The sequence below is a fragment of the Frankia sp. Cppng1_Ct_nod genome, from assembly GCF_920656135.1.
In the GTDB taxonomy this organism is placed as follows: Bacteria; Actinomycetota; Actinomycetes; order Frankiales; family Frankiaceae; genus Protofrankia; species Protofrankia meridionalis.
Genome location: NZ_CAKKTK010000002.1, coordinates 32,746 through 47,216 on the forward strand (window position 1 = coordinate 32,746; position 14,471 = coordinate 47,216).

Consider the following 14,471-nt stretch of genomic DNA (forward strand, 5'->3'; position numbering starts at 1 on the left):
ATATCTGATTCATTGGATTCAGGTGGGTAGATGACGAGATCGCGGGAGTCCGCGGCCGGCTCGACCGGCGCCACGAGCAGCGCCGTATCGCCGGCACGGCCCGGTGCCCAGGTGCCGCCCGGTGCGGCGGCGCTGCGGCGCGCGCTGCGGCGGGCCCGCGACGGAGCGATCCTCGACGCGGTGGAAGCCGCTGTCCTGATGGCTGCCCGCGGGGACGATCTTGTGGATCTGTCCTCGTCGGCTGCTCGGGCGCGGGACGCGGGCCTTCGCTCGGCCGGCCGCCCGGAGACGATCACCTACTCGCCGAAGGTGTTCATCCCGCTGACTCGGTTGTGCCGGGACAGGTGCCACTACTGCACCTTCGCGACGGTCCCGCACCGGCTGCCCGCGCCCTACCTGAACCTCGATGAGGTCGTCGACATAGCCCGACGGGGCGCGGTGGCCGGCTGCGCGGAGGCGTTGTTCACCCTGGGTGATCGTCCGGAGGATCGCTGGCCCGCGGCGCGTGAGTGGCTGGACGCCCATGGCTACGACTCGACCGTCGGCTACCTGCGGGCGGCGGCCATCGCCGTCCTCGAGGAGACGGGGCTGTTGCCGCACCTGAACCCCGGGGTGCTGTCGTGGGAGGAGCTGGCCCGGCTCAAACCGGTCGCCCCGTCCATGGGGATGATGTTGGAGACAACCGCGACCAGGCTGTGGTCGACCCCGGGCGGGGCGCACCACGGCTCGCCCGACAAGGAGCCGGCACTCCGGCTGCGGGTGCTGGAGGACGCGGGCCGGCTGGCCGTCCCGTTCACCACCGGCCTGCTGCTGGGGATCGGCGAGACCCGTCTTGAGCGGGCGGAGACCCTGTTCGCGATCAGGGGGGTGGCCCGACGCTACGGCGGCATCCAGGAGGTGATCGTCCAGAACTTCCGGGCCAAGGACGACACGGCGATGCGCGACGCACCTGACGTCGGGGCCGAGGAGCTCGCCGCAACGGTGGCGGTCGCCCGGCTTGTCCTCGGCCCGTCCGTCCGGGTGCAGGCACCGCCGAACCTGGTCGACGTCGAGGAATGCGTGTTGCTGCTGGCCGCGGGCATCGACGACTGGGGCGGGGTGTCGCCGGTGACACCCGACCACGTCAATCCGGAACGTCCCTGGCCGGCGGTCGAGACCCTGACCGCGGTCACCGCGGCGGCCGGCTTCACGCTGCGGGCGCGCCTGACCGCCTACCCGCCATACCTGGACGAGCCCTGGCTGGATCCCCGGCTGCGACCGCACGTGGACGGGCTGGCCGGCCCGGACGGTCTACTGCTCCCGGGAGCGGCCGCGACAGGCCGCCCGTGGCAGGAACCGGACGGCGGCCTCGGTGACAGCGGCCGGATCGACCTGCAGGCGGCCATCGACGTCTCCGGTCGCCGGGCCGACCGCCGGGCCGACTTCGCCTCCGTCTACGGCGACTGGGACGTCCTGCGCGAGCAGGTCAGCGCTGCCGGTACGGGCGCGGACGGAGTTGTCGGCACAGGGTCGCGGGCGGCGACCGCGGCGACCCCGGCGACCCCGGCGACCCCGACGACCGGGGGAGCGGGAGCGGACGGTGGCGCGTCCCGTCCGGACGCGAGCTCGGTGCGGCATCACCTGGACGCCGCCGAGCGGGCCGCGTTGCGCCATGCCACCCGTGACCCCGCGGCCATCACCGACGCGGATGCGCTCGTGCTGTTCGGTGCGTCCGGGGCGGCGCTGGAGGAGCTCTGCCGGCTCGCGGACGACCTGCGGCGGGACGTGGTCGGTGACGACGTCACCTACGTCGTCAACAGGAACATCAACTTCACGAATGTCTGCTACACGGGGTGCCGGTTCTGCGCGTTCGCGCAACGTCGTAACGACGCTGACGCCTTCACGCTCTCCCAGCAGGAGGTCGGTGTCAGAGCCGAGCAGGCGTGGGCGGTCGGCGCGACCGAGATCTGCATGCAGGGTGGCATCCACCCGGACCTGCCCGGGACGGCCTACTTCGAGCTGGCCCGCGAGATCAAGCGTCGAGTGCCCGGGCTGCACCTGCATGCCTACTCCCCGATGGAGGTCGTCAACGGGGCGACCCGGACCGGCCTGTCCGTACGGGACTGGCTGACCGCCGCTCGTGAGGCCGGCGTCGACTCGATCCCGGGAACGGCCGCGGAGATCCTGGACGACGACGTGCGCTGGGTGCTGACCAAGGGTAAGCTGCCGACCTCCAGCTGGGTGGAGATCATCACCACCGCCCATGAGGTGGGTCTGCGATCGTCCGCCACGATGATGTACGGGCATGTGGACACGCCGGTCCACTGGTTGGCCCACCTGCGGTTGCTGCGTCGTATCCAGGAGTCGACGGGTGGGTTCACCGAGTTCGTGGCGTTGCCGTTCGTCCACCACAGTTCACCGATCTACCTGGCGGGGGTGGCCCGGCCGGGTCCGACCGTCCAGGAGAACCGGGTGGTGCACGCGATGGCCCGACTGCTCCTGCACGGCATGATCGACAACATTCAGTGCTCATGGGTGAAGCTCGGGTCGGACGGCTGCCACCAGGTCCTGCGCGGTGGCGTCAACGATGTCGGCGGCACGCTCATGGAGGAGACGATCAGCCGGATGGCCGGTTCCCGGCATGGGTCGGCCCGGTCCATCGCGGAGCTTGAGGTACTGGCCGCCGGCGTGGGTCGGCCCGCGCGCCAACGTACGACGACCTATGGCACCGTGTCGGCGGAGCGGTTCGCCGCCGCCCGTGCCAACAGCGGCGAGCCGGACGGTGTGGTCCCGGCCGATGGTGTGTTTCGGGAAGATGACGGTGTCCGACAGGGTGTCGCGCGGCGGGCCCTTCCGATCATCTCCTGACGGGTCCTGAGTCCCGACCCTGACAGGGTCGGTCCGCTGATCGACGATCCCCGAGGACAATGGTGCTCGGGGATCGCAACCGGTATGTCGGTTCGACGGCTGGTTCCTTCACCGGACAGAACAGGCCCAGGCAGGCACTGAAGACCGATCCGATCGGATCCGGCGGGGCGGATGCGTGCCTGCGCCTTCGGCGTCCGCGTGGTGTTCCAGTCAGGTCGGTCGTGATCTCGCTGTGCGGCGTCGGCGCTCCGAGTGATGGTGAAGCTCGTCGGTGACGCTTCGTGTGACCATTTACACTAATTCTGGTGGATGGGAGGAGATGTCATGAGAAGGACAGTGCATGCCAACTTTACACGATTTCGCACAGTAAAATGGCCTGGTCAGAGGCCCCGAAGAGCTTCCATGTATTGCCCAGAGAAGCGAGCGGGGACCCTCTGTAACGGCATCTCGCTACCGTGAGCTATTGTCTGATCGCTGGTTGTAGAGGATGTTGCGCTGGTGGGGTTGACGTCGCCGTCTTCGGCGCGTGTAATTACCGGCGTGTCATTTCCCCCGCCGGTGGGGATGGTGCGGTAAAGCGCCCGCCCGACCGGTGTGGACACCAGTCACCTGCGCGCCGGCGCCCGGGGGGTGGCCGACCGCACCGCGACGGGTCTGGAGGAGTCCACATGGAGCGCACCGACGCGGGCGTCCACATCGTCCTTGCCGAAACACACCGGCCACGCACCGGGCTGTCCGCACGGACGGCCGTTGATGGGCGGCCGGGGCAGCCGGCCCCTTACCGCCATGCCGGTAGGGAGCTGACCGCCGCCGACTTCGACGTCGATTTCGACGATGACGTCGACCTTGACGACGAGTCGGACGAACCGGAGTCAGGGCCGGCCGCGAACGGGCTGCGTCCCGACGGGGCAACGGCCGCCGGACCCCACTGCGATGACCTGGCCAATGTCATCGATCTTGGTCTCGACGACGTTTTTGCTGACCCTCCGGAGTGGCAGGAGCGTGCGCTGTGCGCCCAGACCGATCCGGAGGCGTTCTTCCCGGAGAAGGGTGGGTCGACCCGCGAAGCCAAACGCATCTGCTCGGGCTGCGAGGTCCGGAACGAGTGCCTGGAGTACGCACTCGAAAAGGACGAACGGTTCGGGATCTGGGGCGGGATGTCGGAGCGGGAACGGCGCAGGCTGCGCCGCCGGGCGGTCTGAGGGCCTCGGGAGAGCTCGCGGGCGGGCATCCACCGCGTGACGACAACTCGGTCATCCGCCACAGGTGTTCCACCCGAACACACCTCTGGCCTGCCGGAAACAGGCCGCCCTGCGATGGGGCTCACGGCCATCGGGGACGTCCATCCCCCGGCCTGCCTCGCCTCGAACAACGCGGGGGATGTGATCCGTGACCGACGTGAGGTGGTCGCGGTCGTGGTCGTCGCCGAACCGGCGTTCGACCCCGGTGGGTGGCTGATCGACCCGAAGGACCGGCTGGCAGAGACGGTGGGAGCCCTGGGTCGGCAGACTCGCCTGCCCGACCGGGTGGTTCTGGTGGATGTGGGCGGGAGGCTGCCCGGCGGTGCGCGGGTGGCGGCCGGTCCCGCGATGGTGGTCCGTACGGTCCCGGCCGGGACCAGTTTCGGGGCAGCCGTGGTCGCGGGCCTTGCGCACCAGCGCACGCCTGCCTCGGACGGCTTCCTGTGGCTGTTACACGACGGTTCGGTACCGGCCCCCGACACGCTCGAACGGCTGTTGACCTACGCGGAACTGGACCGGAGCGCCGCCGTGCTCGGCCCGAAGGTCCTTGACCGGGACGACCCGCCCATGGTCGTCGAAGTCGGGGTCAGCATCGACGCGGCCGGACGCCGGGTGACCGGGATCAGCCCGGGTGAGGTCGACCGTGGGCAGCATGATGCCGTCCGGGATGTCCTTGCGGTCGCTACGGCGGGTGCGCTCGTTCGCGCCACGGCGTGGCATGCTCTCGGTGGCATCGACCCGGATCTCACCGTCGGCTTCGACCTCGACTTCGGTTGGCGAGCCTGGCGGGCCGGGATGCGGGTGGTTGTCGTGCCGGCGGCTACGGTCCGCTGTACGCGGCCCGGCGGTGACGGTCCGCCGGTCGTGGCGGCCCGGCTCCCGGGCGGTCGAACAGCCCGCCGGGACGGGCTCCGGGTCCGGCTGGCCAACATCGGAGCGGGTCTGCTGGTACCGGCGTGCCTGTGGGCCGTGCTGGCCGGGCTTGTGCGGGGTGCCGGGCTGATCGGCTGCGGCCGGGTGCGCGGTGGGCTGGACGAGGTGGTGGCGACAGCCCAGGTGATCTGTCGCCCCGGGTGGCTGTGGCGTGCGCGCCGCCGTCGGGCAGCGTCGGCCCGGGTGCGGGCACGCGCGCTGCGTCCGCTCTTTCCGGCCCGGGGTGGGCGCCTACGTGCATTGTCGGCGTCCTTTACTGCCCGTATTGTCCATCCAGAATGGACAGTACGTCCAGAATGGTTGACTCGTCCGGCGATGGTTCTCGCGGGGTTGCTCGCGGTTGTGACAGTGCTCGCGGCACGCTCCCCGCTGGGCTCCTGGTGGGGTCCGGGTGCGCCAGCCACGCCGCTACCGTTACCGCACGGCGCCCGTGACCTGTGGTCGGTTGTGCTGTCCGGATGGCAGGCCGGCCGTGGGTACGGCTCCACCGGCTCGGTGACCTCCACGGCGGGGCCGGTGCCACCGTGGCTGGCGCCGCTGGCCGTCCTCGCGACCGTGTTCGGTGGCAAGCCGTGGCTCGCCGCCGACGTGATCGTGCTGGGTGGACCGGCGCTTGCCGGCCTGAGCGCGTACGTCGCCTTCGGCCGGCACGGGCCGAGCACACCCGTTCGGATCACAGCCTCGGCCGGATACGCACTGGCGCCACCCATGACCTGGGCGGTCGCCGTCGGCCGGGTTGACGTCGTACTCGCCCTGATGATCCTTCCCGGGGTCCTCGCCGCCGCGGTCACGTTGTTCACGGCATCGGGCCGGTCGAGCCGCGGCCGGCTCGCGACCTGCCGACTCGCAGGGCGCCTGCTGATCGCGGTGGCCTGCGCCCCCGCCCTGCTCGCCTGGGCCGCTGTGGGTCTCGCGGCCACAGTGGCGTTGCTGCGCAGACCGCGCCGTATCCCGCAGGTACTCCTCACGCTCATGGTCGCGGCACTCCCGCTGTGGTCGTGGCGGAGCGTGATCATAGATTGTCCGGGCGTCCTGGTCGGGGTGGGCCCCTGCGGCAGGTTCGGCCTGGTTCCGGGGTGGACGTCAGGGTCGACATCGGGGTGGCCGGCGGTGTCCGGCCCGGTCGCCGGGCAGGCCGGTCATCTCGGCGCGGTCCTCACCACGACCGTCGTCACCGCGGCCATTCTGGTGCCGGCCGCGTTGGCCGGCGCGATCGGGATCGTGCGGGCCGACACCCGGCGGCCCGTACTCGCAGCCTGGGGAATGGTCGTGATCGGGCTGGCGGGCACGGTCATCGAGGTCTACACGGGCAGTGCGGGTAGCGGCGGTGACCTGCCTGGCGCGCAACTCGCGGTTGCCGTCTCGGGGCTGCTGCTCGCCGGCGCGCTGGCGGCGTCGGGCGTGGGCGCGGCCCTGCGCCGCCGTCCGTTCGGCTGGCGCCAGGCTGTGGCGGTGACCCTCGGCGGGGCCGCCGCGGTCGGCCCGATCGTCTCCGCGTTCGCGTTCGTCAGCGCTGGTGAGGTTGCGGTCGGTGCCGGCGCGCGGGCGGGCGATGTGGTGGCGTCCGTTGCGGCGGTGGCGGATGTTTCCAGGCCGAATGCCCGCGTGCTGGTACTGCGCCAGCGTTCAGCGGAGTCACCGGTCGCCTACACACTCAGCGACGTCTCGGGCGCGCTGCCCGCGGCCGGTGATGCCACCCTCGAAGCGATTGTCAGTGATCTCGCAGCCGGAGGGGCCTGGGGCGCGACCGGGCTTGCGGCGCTGACGGTGCAGGCCGTCGTCGTCCCACTACCGGACGCCTCCGCGTCGCTGGTGGCGGCCCTCGACCGCGTACCTGGCCTCGTCCGGGAACAGATGTCGGGTGATGCGGTGGTGTGGCGCCCTGTCGGGTCGGCACCGGGCCAGGTCCCAGCGGTCCCCGCGGCGGTGGCGGAGCAGCCCGTCGCGGGACCGTCGGCATGACCGGGACCGGTCCGAGCGGACCGTCCGCCCGGCCCTCCCCGCAGACGCGGCCGGAATGGGCGTCGCGGTGGATCCGGCGTCTGCGCGTCACAGCGGTGGCCGCCACCGTCGCACTGCCTGCGCTGCTGGCCGTCGTGTTGATCGCGGCACTCGGCAGACCGGCCGGTGGCCTGCGCGCGCAACCGGTTCGGCCGGGCGGTGTCTGGAGACCACCGACATCCGCGACCCTGCTGTGCCCTGATCTGCGCCCGCCCATGGGCAGTACGGTCACGGTCGACGTGGGGACCGCCGGTGCGGCGGCGGACGGTGTAACGGACGCCCGTGGGCGGGTCTGGCTGTCCGTGGGGGGCGAGGTTCGGGATATCCCCGCCATCGGGGGGTTGGCCGGCCGGATGGCCGTACCGGTGCCCGGTGGCGTGCCGGTGGTCGTACACGCGACCGGCCCCGCGGCAGCCGGGCTGAGCGCGACGGTGACTGTGCCGGGCGAGGGCGGCCGGGCGCCGGTACGCCGTGCCCGGTGCGACCGGTCGCGCAGCGAGTTCTGGTTCGTCGGCCCCGAGACGATCGCCGGACGTGATCCGCTGCTCGTCCTCACGAACCCCGAAGTCGTGCCCGCCCGCGCCGAGGTCACCGTCCTGACGGCGGGTGGTACCACGGCCCAGGCCCCGGACGGCGTCCGGATACCGCCGCTCGCGAGTGTGACCCGCCGACTTTCAACCTGGGCACCGGATGCCGACGCCACGGCAGTCCGGGTTCAGGTACGCGACGGGCGCCTGGCCGCTTTGGTCCTGGACCAGGCCGGCGGGTCGGCCCCGGGGGACTCGGTTGCGGTGCCCGTGGCGACCAGCGCTGAACCGGCGAGTTCGGTTGTCGTCCCCGGTGCGGCAGCGGGTGTCGGTGGCGCGGACGTCGTGGTGGCCGCGCCCGGGACGGATGCGGTGATCCGTATCGAATTGCTGACGGCATCCGCGCGATTCGCACCGCCCGGCCTGGCCGCGCTACGGGTGCCGGGTGGTGGGGTTGTCCGGTTGCCCGCGGTGGCGGCCGGAGCCGGCGTGACGGCGGTACGGGTTGCCGCGACATCCGGCGGGCCGGTGGTCGCGGCCGTCGGGCTGTCCATCCCGGATCCCGGATCGTTTCCGGCCGGTTCGCTTCCGGCATCCCGGGCTGGGCCTGCTTCCGCCCCGGCTCCGGCTCCGGCACCAACGGCCGCCCCGGCTCCGGCGCCCCGGCGTTGGTGGATCCCAGCGGCTGAGGCGATCCCGGCCGATCCGGCTGCCGCGGTCCTGCTGCCCGCGGTCGGGGACGCGGTCCTGCTGCCCGCGGTCGGGGACGCGGTCGGGGACGCGGCACCGTCGACGTTGGTGCTCACGGCTCCCGCCGCCGCGGTCACTGTCTGGCTGGACGGGGACCCCGTCAGGGTCCCGGCCGGTCGGACGGTGTCGGTCGAGCAGCGGGCCGCCGTGCGTATGGTCACCCAGGGCGGGCCGTTGGTGGCTGCCCGGATCACCGTCTCAGCCGGCGAGTTGTCCCTGCTGACCCTTACGGCGGCACCACGTGTCGTGTTCGCGCCGGTGGTGGTTGAGGATCCCGGAGTCGCCCTTCGCCGGTGGCCGGGCACTCTTGGTCATTTATGACTGTCGGTCACAGTGGTGGGCGTGATCCGGGTGAGGCGAGAAACACCCTGCCGTGTCCGGTGAACGTCAGTTCGGTCGACGCGGACAGTCCCGGCCGGGGGGCTAGGACGGCGGCCTGCCCGCGGCGCAGTCTGGTGGCGTGGGCGCCGGCGCCACCCACATCGACGGCTCCGTCGGTCACCAGAAGAATCGTGGGAGGCCGGACCACGACGGAGCTGTCGGGGACCGCCCGGGTGTGGGCCACTTCATCACAGGTCACTTCCCTACAGGTCACTTCAGTCAGCCCGAAGTCCACGACAGGAACATCCCAGGCGCGCACGGTGGTCCCGGCCGTCTCCCGGACTGTCCGGGCAGTGAGCACGGGAGCTCTGGTGGGTGTCGGGTCGAGGACGCGCAGCAGCTCGTCGACGTCGATGTGCTTCGGCGTCAGGCCGCCGCGCAGTACGTTGTCCGATGTCGCCATGATCTCGATGCCGACACCGTGAACGTAGGCGTGCAGCATGCGCGCGGGTTGGAAGAGTCCCTCGCCCGGTTGGAGCGCCACGTCGTTGAGCAGCAGCGCGGCGGCGATCCCGATGTCACCCGCGTGTGCCGCGGCCAGCCGGAGCACCAGATCGGCGGCGCCCGCCACGTCCGGACTCGCCGGTGAGCCGATCCCGGTGACGGCATCGACCAGTCCGCCGATGAGATCGTCGGCCTGGTCGGTGGGCATCGTGAGCAGTGCGCGCAAGACAGTGGCAGCGCCGGCGGTCGGGTCCGCGCCGAGTGGTGCGAACGCGGCGACGAGCGGTGGGTAACCAAGACCGCGTGCCACGGCAAGGGTGCGTTGCGGATCACGGATGCCGGCCAGCGCGCGGAACGGGGTGAGCGCCACGATCAGCTCCGGCTTGTGGTTGCGGTCCCGGTACCGCCGGCGCGGCGAGTCCAGCGGCACCCCGGACCGCTCCTCGTCGTCGAAACCGACCTGGGCCTGCGCCACGTCCGGGTGTACCTGCAACGAAAGCGCCTTGTCCGCGGCGAGTACCTTCAGCAGGAACGGCAACCCGCCCACGAGCTCCGCGGCTGTTCGCCGTCCGCACCCGGTTTCGATCTCGGACGGGGCACCAGGATGGGTCCCGAGCCAGAGTTCCGCGGCCGGCTGCCCGGTGGTGTCCTCGCCGAGAAGGTCGTAGATGGCGGTGGGCGAACCCCAACCGTAGTTGCGTACCTGCCCGAACAGCCGCACGATCCCGTCGGACCTTCCGGTTGTCACCGTGGCCCCGATTCTCGGTCGGGCGGGGCGGGCTCCGGGGTCCGCAGGCTGGCGAGGAAACACAGTTCACCATCCTCGAACATGCGTTCTCCTATGATTTCCCCTGGAAGGGATGGAGCTATGACTGCGCCACCCGGGGTCCCTGCCGCATTGACGCGGAGCATTGTCTGGTGAACGGCCCGGGACCCTGGCGTGAACAGAGGGTGGCGTGAACAGGGGATAAAGGCCTTGTGACCGGGGTCCGTGTGGTCAGGTTCACACCCGGTACACCATGGGTGGTATGTTGTGGCTGGTTGTGGGGCAGTGTGTTCGGGCATCCGATTTCCGTGGTTCACATTGCCATGGTTCACATTGCAGTGTTTCACATTTTAGTGGTTCCCGTTCCGGGTATCGGTTGGTTTGACCCTACCGTACCTATATGCTACCTGACCTGAAATCGTTCAGGGCCGGGTATGGCCGGTCGGAAAGCCGGCATGTTGTGTATGCCGCATTAGAGGAAACCTCGGCTATTCGTCCTCGTGCCAACCGTGCCCTTCCGGATCGATGACTTCCGGCTCCATGCCGAGCATGTCCGCGACCTTGTGGATGAGTACGTCCAGGATGAGTTCGGCAAGGTCATCGGTGTCCATCGCGCGGGCTTCCAGTGGCCGGCGGTAGATGATGATCCGATCCGGGGTCGCGGAACGTCCTCGGCCGACCGCGGGCTGGTGAAGGGCCAGCGGTATCGGTTCTTCCGGGCCGAGTATCGCGGGCAGGGGCGGGACGTCCTCGACCGCGAACTCGACATCGGACAGTTCGGCCGACCAACGGTGTTCGAGGTGCTCGACCGCGTCCAGGACAAGGTCGTCGAACCGTTCGCCACGGCTGCGATAGGCCGGGACCTCCGGCGGGATGAGGACGCCTCGCAGCCCGCGTCCGCGCCGGTCGCGACGCCGTGACGACGGGATGGGCGGCTGCGGGGACGGGAAGTCCGGTACGGGGGTGCCCCAGGTGGCCCCGGTGGAGGCGTTGTCCGCCATGGGGTTGAGCGTACGGCTCGCGGCGCGCAAGCGTCCCGATGCCCTCCGGACCGACCGGATGGATCTTGTGGTGGATACTCGGTGTGTCCGTCGGTCTCCGTTGGGCACCGATATAAGCATCAGAGTGTCATCGATCGATTACGCTTCTCTGGCGGTTGGGTGCGACACGGCGGACGGTTGTGGCCGTCGCCCGTTCCGGGGGCTACCGTCCGGAACGTGAAGCCTCGGCGCTGCTCCCGCTCGGCATGCTCGGCGGCCGCGGTCGCCACGCTCACATATGCCTACGCCGAGTCGACAGCCGTCCTCGGGCCGCTCTCCCCGTATGTCGAGCCGCACTCCTACGACCTGTGCGGCACGCATGCGGACCGCCTCACCGTGCCACTCGGCTGGGCGGTCGTACGAATCGAGGGTGAGTCCAAGCACGGTCCGGCATCGGACGATCTTGAGGCGCTCGCGGACGCCGTACGTGAGGCGGGCCGACCGGGTCGCGGTACCGACCCGCCCGATCCGTCGACACCCGCGGGTCGCCGCGGTCATCTGCGGGTTCTTCCCAGACCCTCCTGATCCCATCCGGCTCCGTCATGGTGGGTCCGCCGCAGGTGGGTGCGGTGTCGTGTCAGGTTTGTGCCTTCGACCATGCGGATGCCGCGTCGGTAGGGTCGTCCGCGTCAGAGCGGCACGGACTGCATCGGGGGAAGTCGCAATGGTGTACGACCTGTCACGGATCTTCAAGGCGTACGACGTTCGGGGTGTCGTACCGTCCGAGTTGGACGAGGACATCGCGCGAGTTGCCGGAGCCGCCTTCGTGCATGTGCTGGGTGCCGACCGGATCGTCGTCGCGCACGACATGCGCGAGTCGTCGGTACCGCTGTCGGAGGCGTTCGCCGCCGGCGCGGCAGGCCAGGGCGCGGACGTGATTGCGGCCGGGCTCGGCTCCACCGATCTGCTCTACTTCGCGGCCGGGTCGCTGGGCATCCCAGGCGCGATGTTCACCGCGTCACACAACCCGGCCAAGTACAACGGCATCAAGCTGTGCCGGGCCGGCGCGGCGCCGATCGGGCAGGACACCGGGCTCGGCGACATCCGGGCACTGGTCGAGGCCGGTGTGCCGGAGTTCACCGGGCCGCGGGGGACGGTGACCCGCAGCGACCTGCTGGCCGACTACACCCGACACCTGCACACCCTCGTGGATCTGTCGGCGATCCGCCCGCTCGTGGTGGCGGTGGACGCGGGCAACGGCATGGGAGGGTTCACCGTCCCCGCCGTGTTCGACGGGCTGCCACTGACGGTGATACCCCTCTACTTCGAGTTGGACGGGTCCTTCCCGAATCACGAGGCGAACCCCATCGAACCGGAGAACCTGCGCGACCTGCAGGCCGCGGTGCGCGCCGGTGGAGCCGACATCGGGCTTGCCTTCGACGGTGACGCGGATCGCTGCTTCGTCGTGGACGAACGCGGCGAACTCGTCTCGCCATCCACGATCACCGCGCTGGTCGCCGAGCGGGAACTAGCCCGTGAGCCCGGTGCCACGATCATCCACAATGTGATCGTCAGTCATGCCGTGCCCGAGCTCGTGACCAGACTGGGTGGTGTACCAGTGCGCACCCGGGTCGGGCATTCGTTCATCAAGGCGGAGATGGCCCGCACCGGGGCGGTCTTCGGTGGTGAGCATTCCGGCCACTTCTATTTCCGGGACTTCTGGCGTGCGGATTCCGGGATGCTTGCCGCCCTGCACGTGCTGGCCGCGCTCGGGGAGCAGGACCGGCCGCTGTCGACACTTCTCGACGGCTATGCGTCCTATGCGATTTCCGGGGAGATCAACTCGGAGGTTGTGGACGTCACCGCAGCCATGGCGGAGGTCGAAAAGGTGTATATGGGGCTTGCCTCCGGTATCGACCGTCTTGACGGGCTCACCGTCGAACTCGGAGACGGAATCTGGTTCAACCTGCGGCCGTCCAACACCGAACCGCTGCTGCGACTCAATGTGGAAGCCCCTGACTATGCCACGATGTCCAGGGTGCGGGACGAGGTCCTCGCCCGCATCCGTCATCGAAGGGAGATCGACCGTTGAGTCTCGATCCACTGTTGCTGGAGATCCTCGCCTGCCCGTGCCCGGCGCACGCCCCACTGCGGCAGGAGAGCCTTGCCGGTGATCCCGTTCTGGTCTGCACCTCGTGCGGGCTGGCCTTCCCGGTACGCGACGAGATCCCGGTGATGCTGCTCGACGAGGCCGTCCCGTTCACCGGGGACGTCCCGGCGCCGGTACCCAGCTCGCCCTGAGAGCGGGGACGCGCTGAGACCGGGTATGCCCTGGCAGGATGGGGTTTGCCGATGGGGCGGGCCGAACACGAGACGGGGGCTGCGGTGGGAGTGGACGAGGGCATCCTGGACGACGTTGCCCGGTTGACCGCGGCCGACCCGGCCGGGATGCTGCTGCACGTCGCGTCCTCGGCTCGCCAGGTCCGGGAGTCGGCGGTGCTGGCCCAGGAGTCCGCGGTCGGTTCCCTCGCCGACGACGGCCGCCCCCGGGCGGTGCTCGTTGCCGGGGCAGGTAGCTCGGCGGCCATCGGGGCGGCGCTGGCCGCGGTGGCCGGGCCGGAATGTCCGGTTCCTATGATCAGCTCCAGCGGCTTCGGTCTACCGGGGTGGGTGGGCGTCACCGATGCGGTGATCGCGGTGTCCGGTTCGGGGCGTAGTGCCCAGACCCTCTCCGCGCTGGAAGAGGCTGACCGACGCGGCTGTCGGGTGGTTGCCGTGGGCGCGCCTGACTCGCCGCTGGCTCATCTCGCCGACCGGTCGCGGGCCCCGTTCGTCGCGGTCGCGGCGGACGGTAGACCGACCCGGGCGAGTTTCTGGGCGTTGTTGATCCCGGCGCTCGTCGCCGTGCGTTCGCTTCGCATCATTCCGCCTGCCATCGGGGGTGACGCGGCGATCGAGGCCGCGGCGGCCCGGCTGGAGGACCTGGCGCTGCGGTGCCGACCGACCAGCGAGACGTTCGTCAGCCCCGCGAAGGTGCTGGCACTGGAGCTTGCCGGTGCGTTGCCGCTGCTGTGGGGGACCACCCTGCTGACCGCCGCGGCGGCCGGGCGGGGGGCTGACCAGTTGGCCGCGAACGCCGGCTACCCGGCGTTGCTCGGCGCGCTGCCGGATGCCGCGCACGTCCAGGCGGGCATCCTCGACGGGGCGTTCGGCATCCGTGCCGCGGCCGGAACCCCTGAAGATCTTGATGACTTCTTCCGTGACCGGGTGGACCAGGCCGAGTCGGTGCGGTTGCGGTTGGTGCTGCTGCGTGACCCGGCCGAGGAGCACCCGACGGTGACCCGGCAGGCCGAGGCCGTGATCGCGGCCGCCGCCGAGCGCGGGGTCGCGGTGACAGAGCTGTCCGCGCAGGGCCCGAGCCGCCTGGAGCGGCTGGCGTCCCTGGTGGGGCTGTTCGACTACGCCAGCGTCTACCTGGGTCTCGTCCTGGGCCTGGACCCGACGCCGGTCGCAGCCGCGCGTGACCTTGCTTCCGCGGAGCATCCGGTGATATGAAGAGAAATAGTGATCATGTCGTTCCTGGTTGAACCTGCCGCCCAGC

10 protein-coding genes are annotated in these 14,471 nt (G+C 70.5%); 8 read left to right on the forward strand and 2 right to left on the reverse strand.

Features of this window, described 5'->3' with window-relative positions; all coding sequences use genetic code 11:
* Nucleotides 1-30: 30 nt before the first annotated feature.
* The 4 genes from NBW77_RS00955 to NBW77_RS00970 all read left to right on the forward strand — a co-directional run bounded on the left by NBW77_RS00955 (nt 31) and on the right by NBW77_RS00970 (nt 8,620).
* Entirely contained in the window at nt 31-2,847 is a 2,817-nt protein-coding gene (locus tag NBW77_RS00955; protein WP_250279146.1) for a bifunctional FO biosynthesis protein CofGH, read from the forward strand.
* 938 nt (nt 2,848-3,785) lie between these two features.
* Entirely contained in the window at nt 3,786-4,049 is a 264-nt protein-coding gene (locus NBW77_RS22675) for a WhiB family transcriptional regulator (protein ID WP_175324661.1), read from the forward strand.
* Between the two features lie 114 nt (nt 4,050-4,163).
* The gene (locus NBW77_RS00965; RefSeq protein WP_131745680.1) at nt 4,164-6,983 is read left to right on the forward strand and encodes a glycosyltransferase; all 2,820 of its coding nucleotides are present in this window, start codon (nt 4,164-4,166) and stop codon (nt 6,981-6,983) included.
* On the forward strand, nt 6,980-8,620 hold the full coding sequence (locus tag NBW77_RS00970; RefSeq protein ID WP_250279147.1) for a DUF5719 family protein: 1,641 nt from the start codon (nt 6,980-6,982) through the stop codon (nt 8,618-8,620). The genes NBW77_RS00965 and NBW77_RS00970 overlap by 4 nt, the downstream gene beginning before the upstream one ends.
* A gap of 7 nt (nt 8,621-8,627) precedes the next feature.
* Here the strand turns inward: NBW77_RS00970 and manA are convergent, their stop codons facing one another.
* Together manA and NBW77_RS00980 are read right to left on the reverse strand one after the other, a co-directional pair.
* Entirely contained in the window at nt 8,628-9,872 is a 1,245-nt protein-coding gene (manA, locus tag NBW77_RS00975; protein WP_250279148.1) for a mannose-6-phosphate isomerase, class I, read from the reverse strand.
* A gap of 506 nt (nt 9,873-10,378) precedes the next feature.
* Nucleotides 10,379-10,921 carry a metallopeptidase family protein gene (locus NBW77_RS00980; protein WP_250279149.1) on the reverse strand — a complete coding sequence of 181 codons (543 nt, stop codon included), beginning with the start codon at nt 10,919-10,921 and terminating at the stop codon, nt 10,379-10,381.
* 186 nt (nt 10,922-11,107) lie between these two features.
* Here NBW77_RS00980 and NBW77_RS00985 point away from each other — a divergent pair, with 186 nt between their 5' ends.
* The 4 genes from NBW77_RS00985 (at nt 11,108) to NBW77_RS01000 (ending at nt 14,425) form a co-directional block, all read left to right on the forward strand.
* On the forward strand, nt 11,108-11,455 hold the full coding sequence (locus NBW77_RS00985) for a DUF3499 domain-containing protein (protein ID WP_131745683.1): 348 nt from the start codon (nt 11,108-11,110) through the stop codon (nt 11,453-11,455).
* 139 nt (nt 11,456-11,594) lie between these two features.
* Nucleotides 11,595-12,962: a phosphomannomutase/phosphoglucomutase gene (locus tag NBW77_RS00990; RefSeq protein ID WP_502799410.1), complete on the forward strand. Its 1,368-nt coding sequence runs from the start codon at nt 11,595-11,597 to the stop codon at nt 12,960-12,962.
* Complete coding sequence (locus NBW77_RS00995) at nt 12,959-13,171, forward strand: Trm112 family protein (RefSeq protein WP_131745684.1); 213 nt, start codon at nt 12,959-12,961, stop codon at nt 13,169-13,171. Before NBW77_RS00990 ends, NBW77_RS00995 begins: the two co-directional genes overlap by 4 nt.
* A 51-nt stretch (nt 13,172-13,222) precedes the next feature.
* On the forward strand, nt 13,223-14,425 hold the full coding sequence (locus NBW77_RS01000) for an SIS domain-containing protein (RefSeq protein WP_502799411.1): 1,203 nt from the start codon (nt 13,223-13,225) through the stop codon (nt 14,423-14,425).
* The last annotated feature ends 46 nt before the right edge of the window (nt 14,426-14,471 follow it).

What these genes read in the sequence shown, in the direction of transcription:
- NBW77_RS00955 (WP_250279146.1), top strand. Translation starts at nt 31, where the DNA reads ATGACGAGATCGCGGGAGTCCGCGGCCGGCTCGACCGGCGCCACGAGC.
- NBW77_RS00965 (WP_131745680.1), top strand. Translation starts at nt 4,164, where the DNA reads ATGGGGCTCACGGCCATCGGGGACGTCCATCCCCCGGCCTGCCTCGCC.
- NBW77_RS00970 (WP_250279147.1), top strand. Translation starts at nt 6,980, where the DNA reads ATGACCGGGACCGGTCCGAGCGGACCGTCCGCCCGGCCCTCCCCGCAG.
- NBW77_RS00990 (WP_502799410.1), top strand. Translation starts at nt 11,595, where the DNA reads ATGGTGTACGACCTGTCACGGATCTTCAAGGCGTACGACGTTCGGGGT.
- NBW77_RS01000 (WP_502799411.1), top strand. Translation starts at nt 13,223, where the DNA reads ATGGGGCGGGCCGAACACGAGACGGGGGCTGCGGTGGGAGTGGACGAG.